We start from the raw sequence: 16,833 nt of genomic DNA, 5'->3' as shown, positions 1-16,833 counted from the left end.
GGACTGCCGAGTGAATAAATCTCCCCATGTCAGCGGCGTCCGTCAGGCCCTGCGCGAAGCTACCAGCGACAGTCATAGCCATGTTGATGGCCTATTTTCAGCCTATCGGCTTGATTCAGAAAGCGATTATGCTGCGTTCCTGACGGCCCATGCCCGCGCGCTGGGCGCGCTCGAATCGGTTGCGCGCCCCGAATCGCCGCGCCTGCCCATGATCGCGGCGGATCTCGCGGCGATGGATATGGCTATGCCCGCGCCCCTTTCGCTCGCTGATCCCGATCGCGATGGCTATCGCTGGGGGCTGCTTTATGCGCTGGAAGGGTCGCGGCTGGGTGGCGCGATGCTCGCGCGCCGGGTCGCACCCGGCCTGCCGCATGCCTATTTGTCCGCCGTCCATGGCAAGGGCGGTTGGGTCGCGTTTCAGCAGGCGCTCGATCGGGCAGCCGCTGACAGGGGCGACGACTGGCTGGACGACGCCGTGCAGGGCGCGCAGGCCGCCTTCGCCCTTTTTGCTGCCGCAACCCGCGCTGAACTGGCCACTGCCCATGGCTGATGGCGGCGGTACAGGCGCGGACTTCGCCGTCAATCTGACCAATTGCGATCGGGAACCGATCCATGTGCTGGGCACGGTTCAACCTTTCGGTTTCCTGATCGCGCTGACCGCCGACTGGCTCGTCTCGCGCGTATCGGCCAACAGCGCTGCCTTCATTGGCCTGTCCCCGGACGACATGCTGGGCAAGCCGGTCAGCGACCTGCTGGATGCCGATGCGATCCATGCGCTGCGCAACCGCATCACCCTGCTGCGTGGCGCCGACTCGGTGGAACGCATCTTCTCCCTGCCGCTGATGTCCGGCGGCGCGCCGTTCGATGTCGCCGTCCATTTCTCCGGTCCGCTGGTGGTGATAGAGGCCGAACCCGCCAGCGCCGACGAGATGGAGGCGAGCAGCACCGTTCGCTCCATGGTTGCGCGACTGGCACAGGCCGATGGGATGACGGCTTTCCTGCGCGATGGTGCGCGACAGGTGCGGGCGCTGACCGGCTTTGATCGGGTGATGGTCTATCGCTTCGCCGATGGCGGCGATGGCGAAGTCCTGGCCGAAGCGCTGCGGCCCGGCATCGACAGCTTCTTTGGCCTGCATTACCCCGCCTCCGACATTCCGGTGCAGGCGCGCGCGCTCTATCTGCGCAACATCTTCCGGGTGATCGCCGATGTTCATGCACAGCCCGTGCCGATCGTCCCGACGCTCGATCCGACCGGCGCGGCGCTCGACATGTCGCTCTGCCTCACGCGCGCGGTATCACCCATCCATATCGAATATCTGCGCAATATGGGGGTGGGGGCGTCGCTCTCCATCTCCATCATAGTCGAAGGGCGGCTATGGGGGCTGTTCGCCTGCCACCACTACGCCCCGCGCCTGCCGACCTTTGCCCAGCGCAGCGCGGCGGAACTGTTCGGCCAGATATTCTCGATGATGCTGGAAAGCCGCGAACGCGCGGAGACAGCCGACTATGAGGGCAAGGCGAGACAGGTTGCCGACCGGCTCATGTCGGCCGTGGCGCAGGATCATGACCTGCTGTCCAACGCGCGCTGGCTGGGCGACATCATCTTCGACACGATTCCGGCCGATGGCGTTGGTGTCTATATTGACGGGCAGATCAGCCTGTCGGGGCTGACCCCTGACGAAGCGGCGTTCGCTGGCATCATCTCGATGCTCAACCGCGTCGCCGCCAGTCAGGTCTATACGACCGATGCGCTCGGCCGCGTCCTGCCCGAAGCGACCGCTTATGCCGATCGCGTTTCCGGGCTGCTCGCCATTCCGCTGTCGCGCCGACCGCGCGACTATGTGGTCTTGTTCCGTGCCGAACAGTTGCGTGCGGTGCGCTGGGCGGGCAATCAGGACAAGCATATCGAATATGGCCCCAATGGCCCGCGGCTCACTCCGCGCAAAAGTTTCGAGGAATGGTCGGAACTGGTGAAGGGAACGGCACTGCCTTTCGCCCCCGCGCAATTGCGCGTCGCCGAAGCCCTGCGCACAGCCCTGCTGGAAGTCGTGCTGCGCCTGTCCGATTCAGCGGATGCCGAACGGCAGCGCGCGCATGAGAAGCAGGAATTGCTGATCGCGGAACTCAATCACCGGGTCCGCAACATATTGGCGCTGATTCGCGGGCTTTTGTCGCAGACGCGCAGCAGCGCCGTGTCGGTAGAGGATTTCATCGGCACGCTGGAAAGCCGCATCCACGCGCTGGCCCGCGCCCACGACCAGATCACTGCCGACCGCTGGAGCCCTGCGCGCCTCTATGACCTGATAGAGGTAGAGGCGGGCGTGTATCTGGGTGAACGGCGCGACCGGGTGCGGCTGTCTGGCCCCAATGTGCTGCTGACGCCTGGTTGCTTCACGGTCATGGCGCTGGTGATCCACGAAATGCTGACCAATGCCGCCAAATATGGCGCGCTGTCGGACAATGGGACTGTGACGATCGACTGGCGCGTAGATCAGGATGGCAGCCTGCTGATCGACTGGCGCGAAAGCGGCGGTCCCGCGGTGGTCGCGCCCACGCGCCGTGGTTTTGGATCGACCGTGATCGAGCGATCCATCCCCTATGATCTGGATGGCCGCGCCGAAATCCACTACCGGCTGGCCGGGCTGGAGGCGCATTTCTGCATCCCTTCCACTCATGTCGTGTCGGTGCTGCCCGACGTCGTCGGCACCGATCGTTCGCGCCCCGTCATTGCCGCGACGCCCGCATTGCTCAAGGGGCGCCACGTCCTGCTTGTGGAAGATAATATGATCATCGCCATGGACGGGGAGGACGCCCTGCGCGATCTGGGCGCGGATGTGACGACCGCCGCCACCACCGCCCGCGCGCGCGAAGCCCTTCATCAGCATCCGGTCGATCTGGCGGTGCTCGATTTCAACCTGGGCGCGGAAACCAGCATGCCGGTGGCCGATCTGCTGGCGGATCAGGGCATCCCCTTCCTGTTTGCGACCGGCTATGGTGACGGACTGGAACTGCCGGATCGCTTCGCCGATGTCACGCTGGTCAAGAAGCCCTATTCGGGCGCGACGCTGGCGCAGGCGATGACGCCGCTGATCGAGGACGCAGCCTAGTCGGGCAGCGCTATCGTTTGGGCGCAGGCGCTGCCCGACCAAGTGCCGGGATCGTACGGGCCGCCTCCTCCGGGGTGATGCCCGGCGGCGGCGCGGCGGCTCCCTGATCGCCCGTGCCCGTATCTTCGCCCCGCATGATCCGCCCGGCCCGGCGGATCGCGCCGCGCAGCCGGGGATAGATGCCGCACCGGCAGATATTGGTGATCGCCGCGTCAATTTCCGCGTCGCTTGGATCATTGGTCCGGCGCAGCAGCACTGACGCCGCCATGATCATGCCGGGGATGCAATAGCCGCATTGCGACACATTGTCGGCGGCGAACGCCTGTTGCAGCGGATGACCGCGATCGGGCGACAGCGCCTCGATCGTGGTGACGAAACGCCCTTCGGTCTTGCCGATCGTCACCTGGCAGGAGCGTACCGCTTCCCCGTCTATATCCACCGTGCAGGCGCCGCAGTCGCCCGTGCCGCAGCCATATTTGGTGCCGGTCAGGTTCGATGCGTCGCGCAGCGCCCATAGCAGCGGCGTGTCCGGGTCCATGCGATACTGGACTGGCCGGTCATTGACGGTGAAGCGCGTCATTCGGCGTCCGGCTCTTCCATCTCGGCCTTATGATACAGGACTTCGTTGCGGACATGGATGATCTTCGACCCCAGCCGGATCTCCTGAATGAAGGTCGCAAAGCCGCCTGCCTGCAACAGCATCGCCAGGCTGAACAATATGGCGATCGGCGTCCCCAGATGGGCGTCGAACAAATTGCCCGCAAACAGCAGGATGACGACCAGACACACCGCGCAGGCGGACGCAACCGACAGGAAGATCGCCATATTGACGACGCTCATCCGCTGGTCGAGGACGCGGATTTCATGCACCAGCCGGTCATGCTCGCGCCCGCGCGTGGTCAGGATCGCCGCCTCCACCGTCCGCGCCCGGTCGATGATCCGCGCCAGCCTGCTGACGGAGACATTCAGGAACGCGCCGATCCCAGCGAGCAGGAACACCGGGGCAAGCGCCAGCTGGATCGTCTGAGAGACCAGCGAAACCTGGGGAAGGGGGATCATGGCGCGACTGCGATCGTCAAGCCGCGCCCTTGGCTGGCGTATTGACGCCCATCGACTGAAGATATTTCTTCACGTTGCGGGCCGCCTGCCGCAGCCGCTGTTCATTTTCCACCATAGCGATGCGGACATAGCCTTCGCCATCCTCGCCATAGCCGACGCCCGGCGCAACCGCGACCTTGGCATGGGTCAGCAATTGCTTGGAAAATTCCAGGCTGCCCATGTCCTTCAGCGCAGGCGGCAACGGCGCCCAGGCGAACATGGACGCGGGCGGGGCGGGAATGTCCCATCCAGCGCGGCCAAAGCTTTCGACCAGCACGTCGCGGCGCTTGTGGTACAGTTCGCGATTCTTCTGCACGATATCCTGCGGCCCGTTGAGCGCGGCGCAGGCCGCCGCCTGGATCGGCGTGAACGCGCCGTAGTCGAGATAGGATTTCACCCGGCTCATCGCCGCGATCAGTTGCTTGTTGCCGACCGCAAAGCCGATCCGCCAGCCCGCCATCGAATAGGTCTTGCTGAGCGAGGTGAACTCGATCGCAATGTCCTTCGCGCCCGGCACCTGCAGGATGGATGGCGTCGGGTTGCCGTCATAATATAGCTCGGAATAGGCAAGGTCGGACAAGACCCACACCTTATTCTCCTTCGCCCAGGCGACCAGTCGCTCATAAAAGGCCAGGTCCACCGTCTCGGCGGTCGGGTTGGACGGATAATTGACCACCAGGATCGACGGGCGCGGCACGGTGAAGGCCATGGCGCGGTCGAGCGAGCGGAAATAATTGTCGTCCGGCGTCGTCGGCACCGACCGGATGGTCGCGCCCGCCAGGATGAAGCCGAACATATGGATCGGATAGCTGGGGTTGGGGGCCAGCACGACATCGCCCGGCGCCGTGATCGCGGTGGCCAGGCTTGCCAGACCTTCCTTCGATCCCATGGTCACGACGACCTCGGTTTCCGGGTCGACATCCACGCCGAAGCGGCGGCCATAATAATTGGCCTGCGCCTTGCGGAGGCCCGGAATCCCCTTCGACTGGGAATAGCCATGGGCGTCGGGCTTGCGCGCTACCTCGACCAGCTTGTCGATGACATGGGACGGCGGCGGCAGATCGGGATTGCCCATGCCCAGGTCGATAATATCCTCTCCCGCCGCGCGCGCGGCCGCCCGCATCGCGTTCACTTCGGCGATGACATAGGGGGGCAGGCGTTTCATGCGGTAGAATTCTTCGGACATTTTGGGGGCTTTCCTGAAAGCGCTCGGTAGGGAATAGTGCGTGTCGCGCCGTTGCCGCGTCACAATCTGGCTATAACCGGCCAGCTTGCGCCGCGCCAGAAAAAGCGATGCGATGAAACGATGCCAGGAACAGGAGAGTGGCCATGGATAAAGCCGACATCATGGAGCCGCATCTGCCTACGCTGGAACAGATGCAGCAATGGACCCACGCGATTGGTCAGGCCCAGCAACTGATGCTGGAACAGGCGGCGGGCGCCGCGGGCCAGACGCTCCCCTTTTCGCCCGAAACGGTGGCGCGTATCCAGACGAGTTTCGCTGACGAAGGGCTGGCGATGTGGCAGCGCTTCATCGATTCAGGCGGCATGTTCCGCGAAAAGCCCGAACCCGTGCCGGCCGACAGCCCGGCCGCGCGCAAGGACCGCCGCTTTGCCGATCCCGCCTGGACCCAGCACCCCTTTTACGACCTGATCCGGCAAAGCTATCTGCTCGTTTCGGACTATATGCTGCAACTGGCCGATGCCGTCGACGGCGTCGATCCCAAGCAGAAGGCGAAGCTGCGCTTTGCGACCAGCGGCATGCTCGATGCGCTTTCGCCCTCCAATTTCCCGCTGACCAACCCGACCGTGGTGGAAAAGACGATCGAGAGTGGAGGCGAAAATCTGGTCAAGGGCTTGCAGCATATGCTGGCCGATCTGGAAAAGGGCCAATTGACCCATACCGACGGCACCCAGTTTGAACTGGGCGTCAATATCGCCGCGACGCCTGGCAAGGTCATCCACGAAACCCCGCTCTACCAGCTTATCCATTATGCGCCTTCCACGCCGGATGTGCTGGCGACGCCGCTCATCATCTTCCCGCCATGGATCAACCGCTTCTATATCCTCGACCTCAGCCCGCAGAAAAGCTTTGTCAAATGGGCGGTGGATCAGGGGATCAGCGTGTTTCTCGTCTCCTGGAAATCCGCCGACGCATCGATGAAGGATCTGATCTGGGACGATTATATCCTGCGCGGCCAGATCGACGCGATCGATACGGTGCGCGATCTGCTGGGCGTGCCGAGCGTGCATACGATCGGCTATTGCGTCGCGGGCACCACGCTGGCGGCAACGCTGGCGCTGCTGGCCGCGCGCGGGGAGGGGGGCAAGGTGGCGAGCGCGACCTTCTTCACCGCCCAGGTCGATTTCAGCCGGGCGGGCGACCTGACCCTGTTCATCGATAATGAACAGATGAAGCTGGTCGACCAATTGTCATCGCAGGGGTTTCTGGACGGGCGCTATATGGCGCTCACCTTCAACCTGCTGCGCGGTCGCGACCTGATCTGGAACTATGTCGTCAACAATTATCTGTTGGGGCAGGATTATCCGCCGTTCGACCTGCTCTACTGGAATGGCGACACGACCAATCTGCCCGCTCGCTGGCACAGGGATTATCTGACCCAGCTCTATCGCGACAATCTGCTGGTGGTGCCCGGCGCCATCACGGTAGACGGCACGCCGATCGATCTCACGAAAGTCACGACGCCCGCTTATGTGCAGGCGGGGAAAGAGGATCATATCGCGCCGCTGGAAAGCGTGTGGAAGCTTACCGAAAATCTGTCCGGGCCGGTCCGCTTCCTGCTGGCAGGGTCGGGGCATATCGCCGGGGTCATCAATCCTCCGGCGGCGCAGAAATATCAATATTGGGCGTGCGAGGATAGCCAGCCGACGCTCGACGCCTTCCTGACCGCGGCGCAGGAAACCAAGGGCAGCTGGTGGCCCGACTGGCGCGCCTGGATCGAACGACTCGATCCGCAGACCGTCCCGGTCAAAGGGGCGCGTGTACCGGGCAAGGGCCGGCTGAAGGCGGTGGAAGATGCGCCCGGACGCTATGTAAAAGCGCGTTAATCGCGCTTTTTCCAGCCCTTGGATCGCCTCCTCCACCCTACTGCGTGACGCTTTTGTTGCAGCGCACAATAAGTCTTGCAATCACATGGCAAAGCGACTATTGTGCACTGCAACAAATGGAGGAAAGTCCATGGCCGTAACACCCAAGACCGGACGCAGCGCCCCGCGCGCTAAAAGCGCATCGACGACCTTGTCGGCCAGCGAAGCGCTCAAGGCTGCCGAAGCGGCGATTGCCCCCGCACCCAAGAAAGCGCCCCCGCGTAAGGCGGCGGCGTCCAGCGTGAAAGCAATCGACGCCAATCCCGCTGCCGTTGTTGCAGCGACGACCGCCGTCGACGCGCCGCCACTTCCGGAACCGGTTGCCGAACCGGAGGCGCAGGCGCCCGTAGACGCCACGCCGCCTGAGGCTCCGGCCGAACCCGAAATGACCAAGAGCTTGCCCGAGCAGGCCGAACCGTTCGCACTCAAGACGCTGTCCGCCATAGAAGGAACCAAAACGATGAACGACGTAATCGAAACCGGCAAGAAGTTCGCTGAAGACGCCAAGGCGAAGCTGGAAACCGTTTATGCCGACATGAACGAAAAGGCGAAGGCCAGCGTCGAAAAGTCGACCAAGGCCATCGAAGAATTCAGCGACATCGCCAAGGGCAATGTCGAAGCGATGGTCGAATCCGGCAAGATCGCAGCCAAGGGCATGGAAACCCTGGGCCAGGAAGCTGTCGACTACAGCCGCAAGAGCTTCGAAAAGGCGACCGCCTCTTTCAAGTCCTTCGCGACCGTCAAGACCCCGACCGAATTCTTCCAGCTGCAAAGCCAGATGTTTTCGAGCAGCTTTGACGATTTCACCAAGGAAGCCGCCACGAGCAGCGAAGCGATGATGAAGCTGGCCAGCGACGTTGCCAGCCCGCTGACCGCCCGCGTGACCGTGGTGACCGACAAGGTGAAGTCGCTCGCTGCCTAAGCGATCGGACGAACAGCATCAGGGCGCGCTCTCCATATCGGGGGGTGCGCCCTTTTTGCCGTATGCAAAATTGATGGTTACCATCGCATCCAGCCATGGCGGCCCCTTGCCATGGGCCGGCAAATTGCCATATCCTCGACCATCATGACCAGCATTTTGACAGCATCTATGATCCCCGCGACGATGACGGGGGAGGATCGGGACGATCCGGGCGATGGCACCGGTCCCAGCGTCGGCATCGCCACGCGCACCCGGACCCGCACGAAAAAGCCATCTCTCTACAAAGTGCTCATGCTCAACGACGATTACACGCCGATGGAATTCGTCGTGCACGTCCTCCAGCAATTTTTCCGCATGGATATGGAGCAGGCGACTCGCGTGATGCTGCATGTTCACCAGCGCGGCGTGGGCGTATGCGGGATTTTCAGCTATGAAGTGGCCGAAACCAAGGTCAATCAGGTGATGGATTTCGCCCGGCAGAACCAGCATCCGCTGCAATGCACGCTGGAAAAGGCCTGATCGCCGACCTGCGCCTGATTTACCGTAAAATTCGATCAGTCAGCATGTTTTAATCAATTTCTCTGGAACCTGAGCGCCGCTTATCCTTTCATCATTCGCAATATGAGGATGATGACCATGGCCGATAAGCCCCTAATGACGACCAGCGGCGGCGCGCCGATCGCTGATAATCAGAACAGCCTGAGCGCTGGCCCGCGCGGCCCCCTGCTGTTGCAGGACTATCAGTTGCTGGAAAAGCTGGCCCACCAGAATCGCGAACGCATCCCCGAACGCGTCGTCCACGCCAAGGGCTGGGGCGCACATGGCACGCTGACCATCACCGGCGACATCAGCAAATATACCAAGGCGAAGGTGCTGCAACCGGGCGCGCAAACGCCGATGATCCTGCGCTTTTCGACCGTCGCCGGCGAAGCGGGCGCGGCCGATGCCGAGCGCGACGTGCGCGGCTTTGCGATGAAATTCTACACGCCCGAAGGCAATTGGGATCTGGTCGGCAACAACACCCCGGTCTTTTTCGTGCGCGATCCGCTGAAATTCCCCGATTTCATCCACACGCAAAAGCGCCACCCGCGCACCAATCTGCGTTCGCCCACGGCGATGTGGGATTTCTGGTCGCTCAGCCCGGAATCGCTGCATCAGGTGACGATCCTGATGTCCGATCGCGGTCTGCCGACGGACGTGCGCCACATCAACGGCTATGGCAGCCACACCTTCAGCCTGATCAACGACGCCAATGAGCGTTTCTGGGTCAAATTCCACTTCAAGACGATGCAGGGCCACAAGCATTGGACCAATGAGGAAGCGGCGCAGGTCGTGGGCCGCACCCGTGAATCGACGCAGGAGGATTTGTTCGAGGCAATCGAGCGCGGCGAGTTTCCGAAGTGGAAGGTCCAGGTGCAGATCATGCCCGAACTGGATGCCGACAAGACGCCCTACAATCCGTTCGACCTGACCAAGGTGTGGCCGCATGCGGACTATCCGCCGATCGACATTGGCGTGATGGAGCTGAACCGCAACGCGGACAATTATTTCGCGGAAATCGAGCAACTGGCGATGTCGCCATCGAACATCGTGCCAGGCATCGGCTTTTCGCCCGACAAGATGCTTCAGGCGCGAATCTTCAGCTATGCCGACGCCCATCGCCACCGCATCGGCACCCATTATGAGGCATTGCCGGTCAATGCCCCCAAATGCCCCGTGCATCATTATCACAAGGATGGAGCGATGCGCTTCACCCCCAATAACCCCAATCCGGCGGCCTATTATGAACCGAACAGCTTTGGCGGACCGGTCGAGGACAATAAGTTTCTGGAGCCGCCGCTGCGAATTTCGGGTGATGCAGACCGCTGGAGCCACAGGGAGGGTAATGACGATTTCAGCCAGCCCCGCGCCTTGTTCGAACTGTTCGATGCGGGCGAGAAGGAACGGCTGTTCGCCAATATCGCCGCGGCCATGGGCGACATTCCCGACTTTATCGAGGAACGCCAGTGCAAGCTGTTTGACGCCGTCCATCCCGATTATGGGGCCGGCGTGCGGGCTGCGCGCGCGAAGATCAAGGATCGCAATCCGTCCATCTCGGCGCCAACCGATGATTTGCTTTCCGACGCATCGGCCTGACGGCGCGGCCAGATTTGCATGACGATCGACCCCGGCGCCTCACGCGCCGGGGTTTTTGCGTCGCTATTACAGGGGCTTTCCCCGATCGCGGGCATTCATGGTGAGCAAATATTAAGGATGCCGCGCTAGCCTCCCCGCCAATATGCAACGGTCCGCTCTTCGTCACTCCTCCTCGATCTTCGCGCCTGTTGTCACTGGCAGCGTCTATTTCATCGTGGCGACAATGGCGTTGCTGATCTCTCGTTTTGAAGGCGGCCTTGCCTTCATCTGGGGTGCCAATGCCTTTTTGATGGCGGAGTTGCTGACGTCGCGCACCCGCTACTGGCCGCGCGCGATCATGGCCTGCGCCATCGCCAGCACCTTGGCGACTGCGTTGTTCGGCATGGGGCCATTGGCCGCGATCCCCATGGCGGCGATCAACGTCGTCGAATCGCTGATCGTGGCGATCATCTGTCGCCGTTTCGTGCCGGATCGCCGGATCATCGGATCGATTCGTCCCCTCGTGGTGTTCATCATCGCCCTATGCGGCATCGCCAATGTCGTCGCCGGGGTTATGGCGGCGACGGTTGCCTCCTTCGTGACGTCCGTGCCGTTCGGCGCATCCTGGCTGCAATGGTATAGCGGGCATGTGCTGGGCGGGCTGACATTCGCGCCGATCCTGATCCTGCTGTTGCAGGGCGAATGCGGTCGCTGGCTGCGGGATACGCCGAAGCGGGTCAAGGTCGAGACCATCCTGCTGCTCGCGCTGTTCACGCTGGCCATCGTCCATGTGTTTTTCTGGGCCCGCTATCCGCTGCTGTTCGCGCCACTCCTGCCGCTGGTTCTGATTGCCTTTCGCACCGGGCAGGTGGGTGCGGCGGCCTCCATCATCATCCTGGCGGTGGTTGGGGGAGCGGCGACCGTGCAAGGGCTCGGCCCGCTGAACCTCGTTCCCGGAACGGTCGGCGCGCGGGTGCAATATTTCCAATTCTACATCGCGCTCAGTTTTCTGCTCAGCATGCTGATCACGGCCGAACTCAACAGCCGTCGCCGCCTGTTCCTGATGTTGCACGACAGCGAGGCGCGGTATCGCGCCATTGCCGAACATAGCGGCGATGTGGTGCTCAACATCGGCGTCGACGGTATCATCCGTTACGCCTCGCCATCGGCCGCTGAACAGATTGGCTGCGCGCCAGACCTGTTGATCGGCCAGTCCGCCGCCCATCTGGTCGATCCAAAGGACCGGAGGATCGTCATCGCCACGCATCGCCGCGCGCTGGCCAATCCCGGCGTCAGCCACACCGTCGAATTCCGGTCCCTGCTGTCCGGCAGCGATCCGCAATGGTGCGAAATGGTGAGCCGCGCCGTGGTTGACGAACGAGGCGTCGCCAGTGGTGTCGTAAGCATGATCCGCGACATGTCCCGGCACAAGGCCCGCCAGCAGGCGCTGCAAGACGTCGCATCGCATGATTCGCTGACCGGAGCGGATAGTCGCGGCGCCTTCCTCGAAAAGCTGGAAGCGGAAATCCTGCGCGCACGCCATGGCGCGCGGTCCTGCCTGTTGTTGATCGACATAGACCATTTCAAGGCGGTCAATGACCGCTATGGCCATGGCGCCGGCGACCGGGTGTTGAGCGCTTTTGTCGAACGGCTGCGACCGGGATTGCGGAGTATCGACAGCATCGGACGTCTGGGTGGCGAGGAATTTGCGATTTTGCTCGTCGATAGCGACATTGATCGGGCCAGCATGATCTGTGAACGGCTGCGCGCTCGCATGGTCGCGCCGATTCCCGTGGGGGAGGCGGGGAGCGAGGCCATCTCCGTGACCTTCAGCGCCGGACTGGTCCGACTGGACGGCGGATCAACGCGATCGGCGATGCTGGAGGCCGCTGACAAGGCGCTCTATCGTGCCAAGCATAGCGGCCGGAACTGCCTGCGCCTGGCGGCTTAGCTGCTTTTGTGGCCATCGCGCATAAATCATGATGATATGTTGTAACTTATAACGGTTTGGCCTATGTAGCCACCAGCATGTCGCAGACCATTCGCCACTTTCTGATGTCCGGCCGTCTCGATCGCTTTGCGATCGCGCTGTCGGGCCTGTGCCTGGCGCATTGCTTCATCACGGCTGTCGTGCTGGGCCTGCTGGCGACGGCGGGCGGTATTTTTGAAAGCCCGATCTTTCACGAAGCGGGACTGGTGCTGGCCATATTGATGGGCGCGATCGCGCTCGGCCATGGCGCGCTGGTCCATCGGTTCATGATGCCCGCGGCGATCGGAGCGCTGGGGCTTGGGGTGATGGCAGGCGCGCTGACCATGGACCATGGCTGGCAGGAAAGCGTCTACACGCTGATCGGCGTCGGCATCCTGGCACTAGGCCACGATCTCAACCACCGCGCCGGGCGTTAGACCCACAAAAAAGGGAGCCATCCGGCTCCCTTTCCCTATGTTCGGCTCGCTGTCGGTCAAACCGGCTTGTGGTTCAGCCGATGTTCGCCCTTCACCCAACGTACCGTGCCGGTGCTGGCGCGCATCACCACGCTCTCGGTCGTCAGCTTGCCACCCGGCAGCCGCTTGACCCCGTCGAGCAACGACCCGTCAGTAACCCCGGTGGCGGCAAAGATGCAGTCGCCCTTTGCCAGTTCCTTCAGGTCATAAATCTTGTCGAGATCGGTGATGCCCCATTTGCGGGCGCGCTGCTTTTCATCCTCGTTACGGAACAGCAGCCGCCCTTTGAACTGCCCGCCGACACAGCGCAGCGCGGCGCAGGCCAGCACGCCTTCGGGCGCGCCGCCCGATCCCATATAGATGTCGATCGTGGTTTCAGGATCGGTCGTGGCGATCACCCCCGCCACATCGCCATCGGGGATCAGCATGATGCCGCAGCCGATCGCGCGCAGTTCCGCAATCAGTTTTTCATGGCGCGGTCGGTCCAGCACGCACACGATGATGTCGGATGGTTCCACGCCCTTGGCAGCGGCGACCGCCTCGACATTCTCCTTGGCTGACCGGCTCAGGTCGATCACGCCGTCGGGATAGCCCGGCCCTACCGCCAGCTTGTCCATATAGACGTCGGGCGCGTTGAGCAGTCCGCCCTCTTCGGAAATCGCGAGTACCGCCAGCGCGTTCGGGCCAGCTTTGGCAGTGATGGTCGTGCCTTCCAGCGGGTCGAGCGCGATGTCGATCTTGGGTCCGGTGCTGATCGCATTGCCGACCTTCTCGCCGATATAGAGCATCGGCGCTTCGTCGCGCTCACCTTCGCCGATGACGACGGTGCCGTCCATATAGAGGTCGTTGAAGGCCAGGCGCATGGCTTCTACGGCGGCAGCATCGGCTGCCTTTTCATCGCCCCGGCCGATCAGCTTGGAAGCAGCAATGGCCGCCGCTTCGGTGACGCGGACCATTTCCAGCACCAGAACGCGATCCAGCGTCGAACTTGCCTGTACCATCTTCATCCCTCTGCCTATCCTTATGGCCAGAGCGGATAGGCCGTTGCCCCGTCCTTGTCGAGCGACGAAGGAGGCCGGTCATCATGCGGCCATGATTGCATGATGAACAGGCAGGGCGATGAAAGCTCTGGTCAGCATCCTCCTTCTCGCCGCACCGGTAACCGCCCATGCGGCGGATGAAGAATTGATGGCCGCGTATCGCAGCAAGACCCAAGCGATAAAACCCTGTGACCACAGCGGCGATGCGATCGTCGTGTGCGGCAACCGGGCCGAGCGCAATGCCCGCGAACGCCTGCCCCTGCCGCGCGACCCGGCGCAAAATGGCGGCATCGTGCGGGGGGATGCACCGCGGGCTTCGGCGGCGGCAGTGCGGCAGGGCAGTTGCGGCGTGGTCGGCGGGCAGGGGACAGGGTGCGTAGGCGGCCTGTCGGTGTTCAAGGTGGCGGATGTCATGGCCAGGACTGTCACCGCCATCATCGATCCCGACGCGGATCTCGCGCCGCCACCGCCGCTGCCCGATCGCTTTGAGGGCGCCGGGCAGCATTAGATCCGGGTCGCCGGGCTGCGTCAGTCGAGAATATGCATCACCATCGGCGTGCCGATCAGGCTGTCCGATCCGGCCAGTCGATCGAGCGTGTCGCGGATGCAGCGTTCCTCGCCCGCATGGGTGACGATGGCGACCAGCACGCCATCATCCTGATGCGCGCCGCGCTGGATCATGCTTTCGATAGACACGCCTGCGTCGCGGGTAGCGGCTGCGATTTCCGCCAGCACGCCGGGGCGGTCCTGCACCATGAAGCGCAAATAGGTGCGTCCCACCCGTGCGCCAGCATCAGCGGTATTTTGCGGCGTCAGCGCGGCGACCGGCATGGCGAAGGCATCGCCATATTCGTCGCGCGCGACATCGATGAGGTCGGCGACCACGGCAGATGCTGTCGGCCCATCGCCTGCGCCACGGCCCTGGAAGAAGAGGCGACCGACAAAATTGCCCTCCGCCACCACGGCGTTCAACGATCCATCGACATGGGCCAGCGGATGGTCGAGCGGCACGAGCATCGGGTGGACTCGCTGGAACAGCCCGTCCGCGCCGTTCTGGGCCATGCCGACCAGCCGGATGCGGAAACCCAGCGCAGCGGCCTCGGCAATGTCGGCGGCGATGACATGACGAATGCCGGTCGTGGCGACGGCGGCGAAATCCAGTTCGGTGCCAAAGGCCAGGCTGGCGAGGATGGTCAGCTTGTGCGCGGCATCCACGCCATCAATGTCGAAACTGGGGTCGGCCTCGGCATAGCCCAGTTCCTGTGCTTCCTTCAGTACCTCGTCAAAGCCCCGGCCTTCCTTTTCCATCGTGGTCAGGATGTAATTGCAGGTGCCGTTGAGAATGCCGTAGACGCGCGATATTTCGTTCGCTGCAGCGCCTTCGCGCATGCCCTTGATCACCGGGATGCCGCCAGCAACCGCAGCTTCATATTTGAGCGCAATGCCACCCTTTTCGGCCAGCCGGGCAAGGTCCAGCCCATGATGGGCCAGCATCGCCTTGTTCGCGGTGACGAACGGCTTGCCCGCATTCAGGCAGTGGCGCGCCAGCGTCAGCGCCGGACCATCCGACCCGCCGATCAGTTCGACCACGACGTCGATATCGTCGCGCGTCGCCAGGCTGTTCATATCGTCCACCCATTCATAGGGGGACAGGTCGACGCCGCGATCCTTGTTCCGGTCACGCGCCGAAATCGCGACGACCTGAACCGGGCAACCCGCACGCCGGGCAATCAGGGCCGCATTGGTGTTGAGCAGCCGGATGACGCCTCCGCCCACCGTGCCTAGGCCGACGAGCGCGACGCGCAGCGGGGCATGGCGGTGCAGATTGGTCATAGGGGCGTCTTTCTCTATAATCAGCGCGGATGATGAAGCCCGCGCTGATAGCGACAGGTGCGCGTGGGTCCAAGCAAAAGCTGTATCAGGCGGGCGTCCGCGTCCGTCCGCACGGGCCCAGCGCGTCGATCACCACGCGATAGTCTGCGCGGGCCGCTTCGGCGTCCTGCACGGACAGGGTCCGCACCGCGCGGGCGGGCAGGGCAGGGGGCAGCGTGCAGGCCAGGCGATACCAGAGCAGACTGCCCGGCGCCGGCGCCTTCGCCGCTTCATCGACAATCTCGCCCAGCGCCATTGCCCAGCGGGGCTGCTCGCCGGGCCGACGGAGGATCGAGAGCGAGACGGGGTCGCCATTTTCGGTACGCAGGAAAATCTGGGTCTCGCCCTCACCAGCCACCGTGCCGGCAACATGGAAAGCATCGCCCAATCCCAGGATGCGGGGCGGCGCATCGCGTGCGACCAGCGCGGACAATATGGTTTTCACCCGCTCGATCTCTGCGGGCGTAGCCGGGATCTGGGCGTCGCGGGCAACCAACTGGATCTGGCCGGGCCGCCCGCCGGGCCGCGCGAACAGGATGACCTGCGCCTTTTTCAGCTTCGGCAACTTGCCGCGGGCGTCGACAGGCGCATCGTAGAGCCAGCTTACAAGGGGGGCGATTCCCGCCTCGCCGCGAATCAAACCCGTGACGTCGCCTTCCACGAACAGCCGTTTATGGCCCGCCGGGACGTCCCCGGCCTGTTCGGGCTTCAACGGAATGATGTTGCGGATTCGCACATGGGCCACTAGCGGCGCGTTGTCCGCCAGGTCGACAATGTCGGCGTAGGACAAGCCGGTGGCGGCGGACGCTGAGCGCGTTGTCATCGGAAGATGTTGCGCTAAAACAGGGAAAACCGGGAGATTTACGGCTGAAATGAGGCATGGCAGCGCGAGCCGGTAAAGCAGGGTGGAGGATTTCATGATCAGCTTCGTCCTATATTTTTGGCTCGTGGCAAGGATGTCACAGGCAAGTCATTCCGCTATGAAATGGTAACCGCAAATGAACATATCGATAAAGCGTTTGCGTGCCACGATGTACCGCGATAGGAGTTTGTGCGGTAGCAATTGGACGGACAGTGGCCGAAGGTGGCCGGGATAGCCCGGTCGGCTTGGGTCGTTTTTGGGGCT

15 protein-coding genes are annotated in these 16,833 nt (G+C 63.0%); 9 read left to right on the top strand and 6 right to left on the bottom strand.

Going from position 1 to position 16,833, the window contains the following annotated elements:
- Positions 1 to 10: 10 nt before the first annotated feature.
- Complete coding sequence (locus tag SX1_RS10535) at positions 11 to 550, top strand: biliverdin-producing heme oxygenase (RefSeq protein WP_019052961.1); 540 nt, start codon at positions 11 to 13, stop codon at positions 548 to 550.
- On the top strand, positions 543 to 3,107 hold the full coding sequence (locus SX1_RS10530; protein ID WP_019052960.1) for an HWE histidine kinase domain-containing protein: 2,565 nt from the start codon (positions 543 to 545) through the stop codon (positions 3,105 to 3,107). Before SX1_RS10535 ends, SX1_RS10530 begins: the two co-directional genes overlap by 8 nt.
- Positions 3,108 to 3,117: 10 nt before the next feature.
- Here the strand turns inward: SX1_RS10530 and SX1_RS10525 are convergent, their stop codons facing one another.
- Genes SX1_RS10525 through SX1_RS10515 form a run of 3 tightly spaced genes read right to left on the bottom strand, consistent with a single transcriptional unit; the run spans position 3,118 to position 5,391 of the window.
- Positions 3,118 to 3,687 carry a (2Fe-2S)-binding protein gene (locus tag SX1_RS10525; RefSeq protein ID WP_019052959.1) on the bottom strand — a complete coding sequence of 190 codons (570 nt, stop codon included), beginning with the start codon at positions 3,685 to 3,687 and terminating at the stop codon, positions 3,118 to 3,120.
- Entirely contained in the window at positions 3,684 to 4,166 is a 483-nt protein-coding gene (locus SX1_RS10520; RefSeq protein ID WP_017181495.1) for a DUF2721 domain-containing protein, read from the bottom strand. Before SX1_RS10520 ends, SX1_RS10525 begins: the two co-directional genes overlap by 4 nt.
- Positions 4,167 to 4,182: 16 nt before the next feature.
- Positions 4,183 to 5,391: an LL-diaminopimelate aminotransferase gene (locus tag SX1_RS10515; RefSeq protein WP_017181494.1), complete on the bottom strand. Its 1,209-nt coding sequence runs from the start codon at positions 5,389 to 5,391 to the stop codon at positions 4,183 to 4,185.
- A gap of 143 nt (positions 5,392 to 5,534) precedes the next feature.
- Here SX1_RS10515 and SX1_RS10510 point away from each other — a divergent pair, with 143 nt between their 5' ends.
- The 6 genes from SX1_RS10510 (at position 5,535) to SX1_RS10485 (ending at position 12,756) form a co-directional block, all read left to right on the top strand.
- Positions 5,535 to 7,274, top strand: a complete 1,740-nt coding sequence (locus SX1_RS10510; protein WP_019052958.1) for a PHA/PHB synthase family protein — start codon at positions 5,535 to 5,537, stop codon at positions 7,272 to 7,274.
- Between the two features lie 130 nt (positions 7,275 to 7,404).
- Entirely contained in the window at positions 7,405 to 8,235 is an 831-nt protein-coding gene (locus SX1_RS10505) for a phasin family protein (RefSeq protein ID WP_019052957.1), read from the top strand.
- 111 nt (positions 8,236 to 8,346) lie between these two features.
- Positions 8,347 to 8,754, top strand: coding sequence for an ATP-dependent Clp protease adapter ClpS (clpS, locus tag SX1_RS10500; RefSeq protein WP_017181491.1), 408 nt, complete (start codon positions 8,347 to 8,349; stop codon positions 8,752 to 8,754).
- 117 nt (positions 8,755 to 8,871) lie between these two features.
- The gene (locus SX1_RS10495) at positions 8,872 to 10,371 is read left to right on the top strand and encodes a catalase (RefSeq protein ID WP_026149661.1); all 1,500 of its coding nucleotides are present in this window, start codon (positions 8,872 to 8,874) and stop codon (positions 10,369 to 10,371) included.
- A gap of 142 nt (positions 10,372 to 10,513) precedes the next feature.
- Positions 10,514 to 12,301 (top strand): sensor domain-containing diguanylate cyclase, encoded by a 1,788-nt coding sequence (locus tag SX1_RS10490; RefSeq protein ID WP_026149660.1) that lies wholly within the window; start codon positions 10,514 to 10,516, stop codon positions 12,299 to 12,301.
- Positions 12,302 to 12,378: 77 nt separating this feature from the next.
- Positions 12,379 to 12,756 carry a MerC domain-containing protein gene (locus SX1_RS10485; RefSeq protein WP_026002108.1) on the top strand — a complete coding sequence of 126 codons (378 nt, stop codon included), beginning with the start codon at positions 12,379 to 12,381 and terminating at the stop codon, positions 12,754 to 12,756.
- A 56-nt stretch (positions 12,757 to 12,812) separates the two neighbouring features.
- Here the strand turns inward: SX1_RS10485 and glpX are convergent, their stop codons facing one another.
- The gene (gene glpX / locus SX1_RS10480) at positions 12,813 to 13,796 is read right to left on the bottom strand and encodes a class II fructose-bisphosphatase (protein WP_026149659.1); all 984 of its coding nucleotides are present in this window, start codon (positions 13,794 to 13,796) and stop codon (positions 12,813 to 12,815) included.
- 118 nt (positions 13,797 to 13,914) lie between these two features.
- On the opposite strand from glpX, the gene SX1_RS10475 reads away from it, so the two are divergent.
- Entirely contained in the window at positions 13,915 to 14,343 is a 429-nt protein-coding gene (locus SX1_RS10475) for a hypothetical protein (protein ID WP_019052953.1), read from the top strand.
- A gap of 20 nt (positions 14,344 to 14,363) precedes the next feature.
- Here the strand turns inward: SX1_RS10475 and SX1_RS10470 are convergent, their stop codons facing one another.
- Both SX1_RS10470 and SX1_RS10465 read right to left on the bottom strand, forming a co-directional pair.
- On the bottom strand, positions 14,364 to 15,668 hold the full coding sequence (locus SX1_RS10470) for a homoserine dehydrogenase (protein WP_017181485.1): 1,305 nt from the start codon (positions 15,666 to 15,668) through the stop codon (positions 14,364 to 14,366).
- 85 nt (positions 15,669 to 15,753) lie between these two features.
- Positions 15,754 to 16,530, bottom strand: a complete 777-nt coding sequence (locus SX1_RS10465) for a hypothetical protein (RefSeq protein ID WP_019052952.1) — start codon at positions 16,528 to 16,530, stop codon at positions 15,754 to 15,756.
- Between the last annotated feature and the right edge of the window lie 303 nt (positions 16,531 to 16,833).

Source organism: Sphingobium xenophagum NBRC 107872 (assembly GCF_000367345.1).
GTDB lineage: Bacteria > Pseudomonadota > Alphaproteobacteria > Sphingomonadales > Sphingomonadaceae > Sphingobium > Sphingobium xenophagum.
This window is presented reverse-complemented; position numbering and strand designations above follow the sequence as displayed.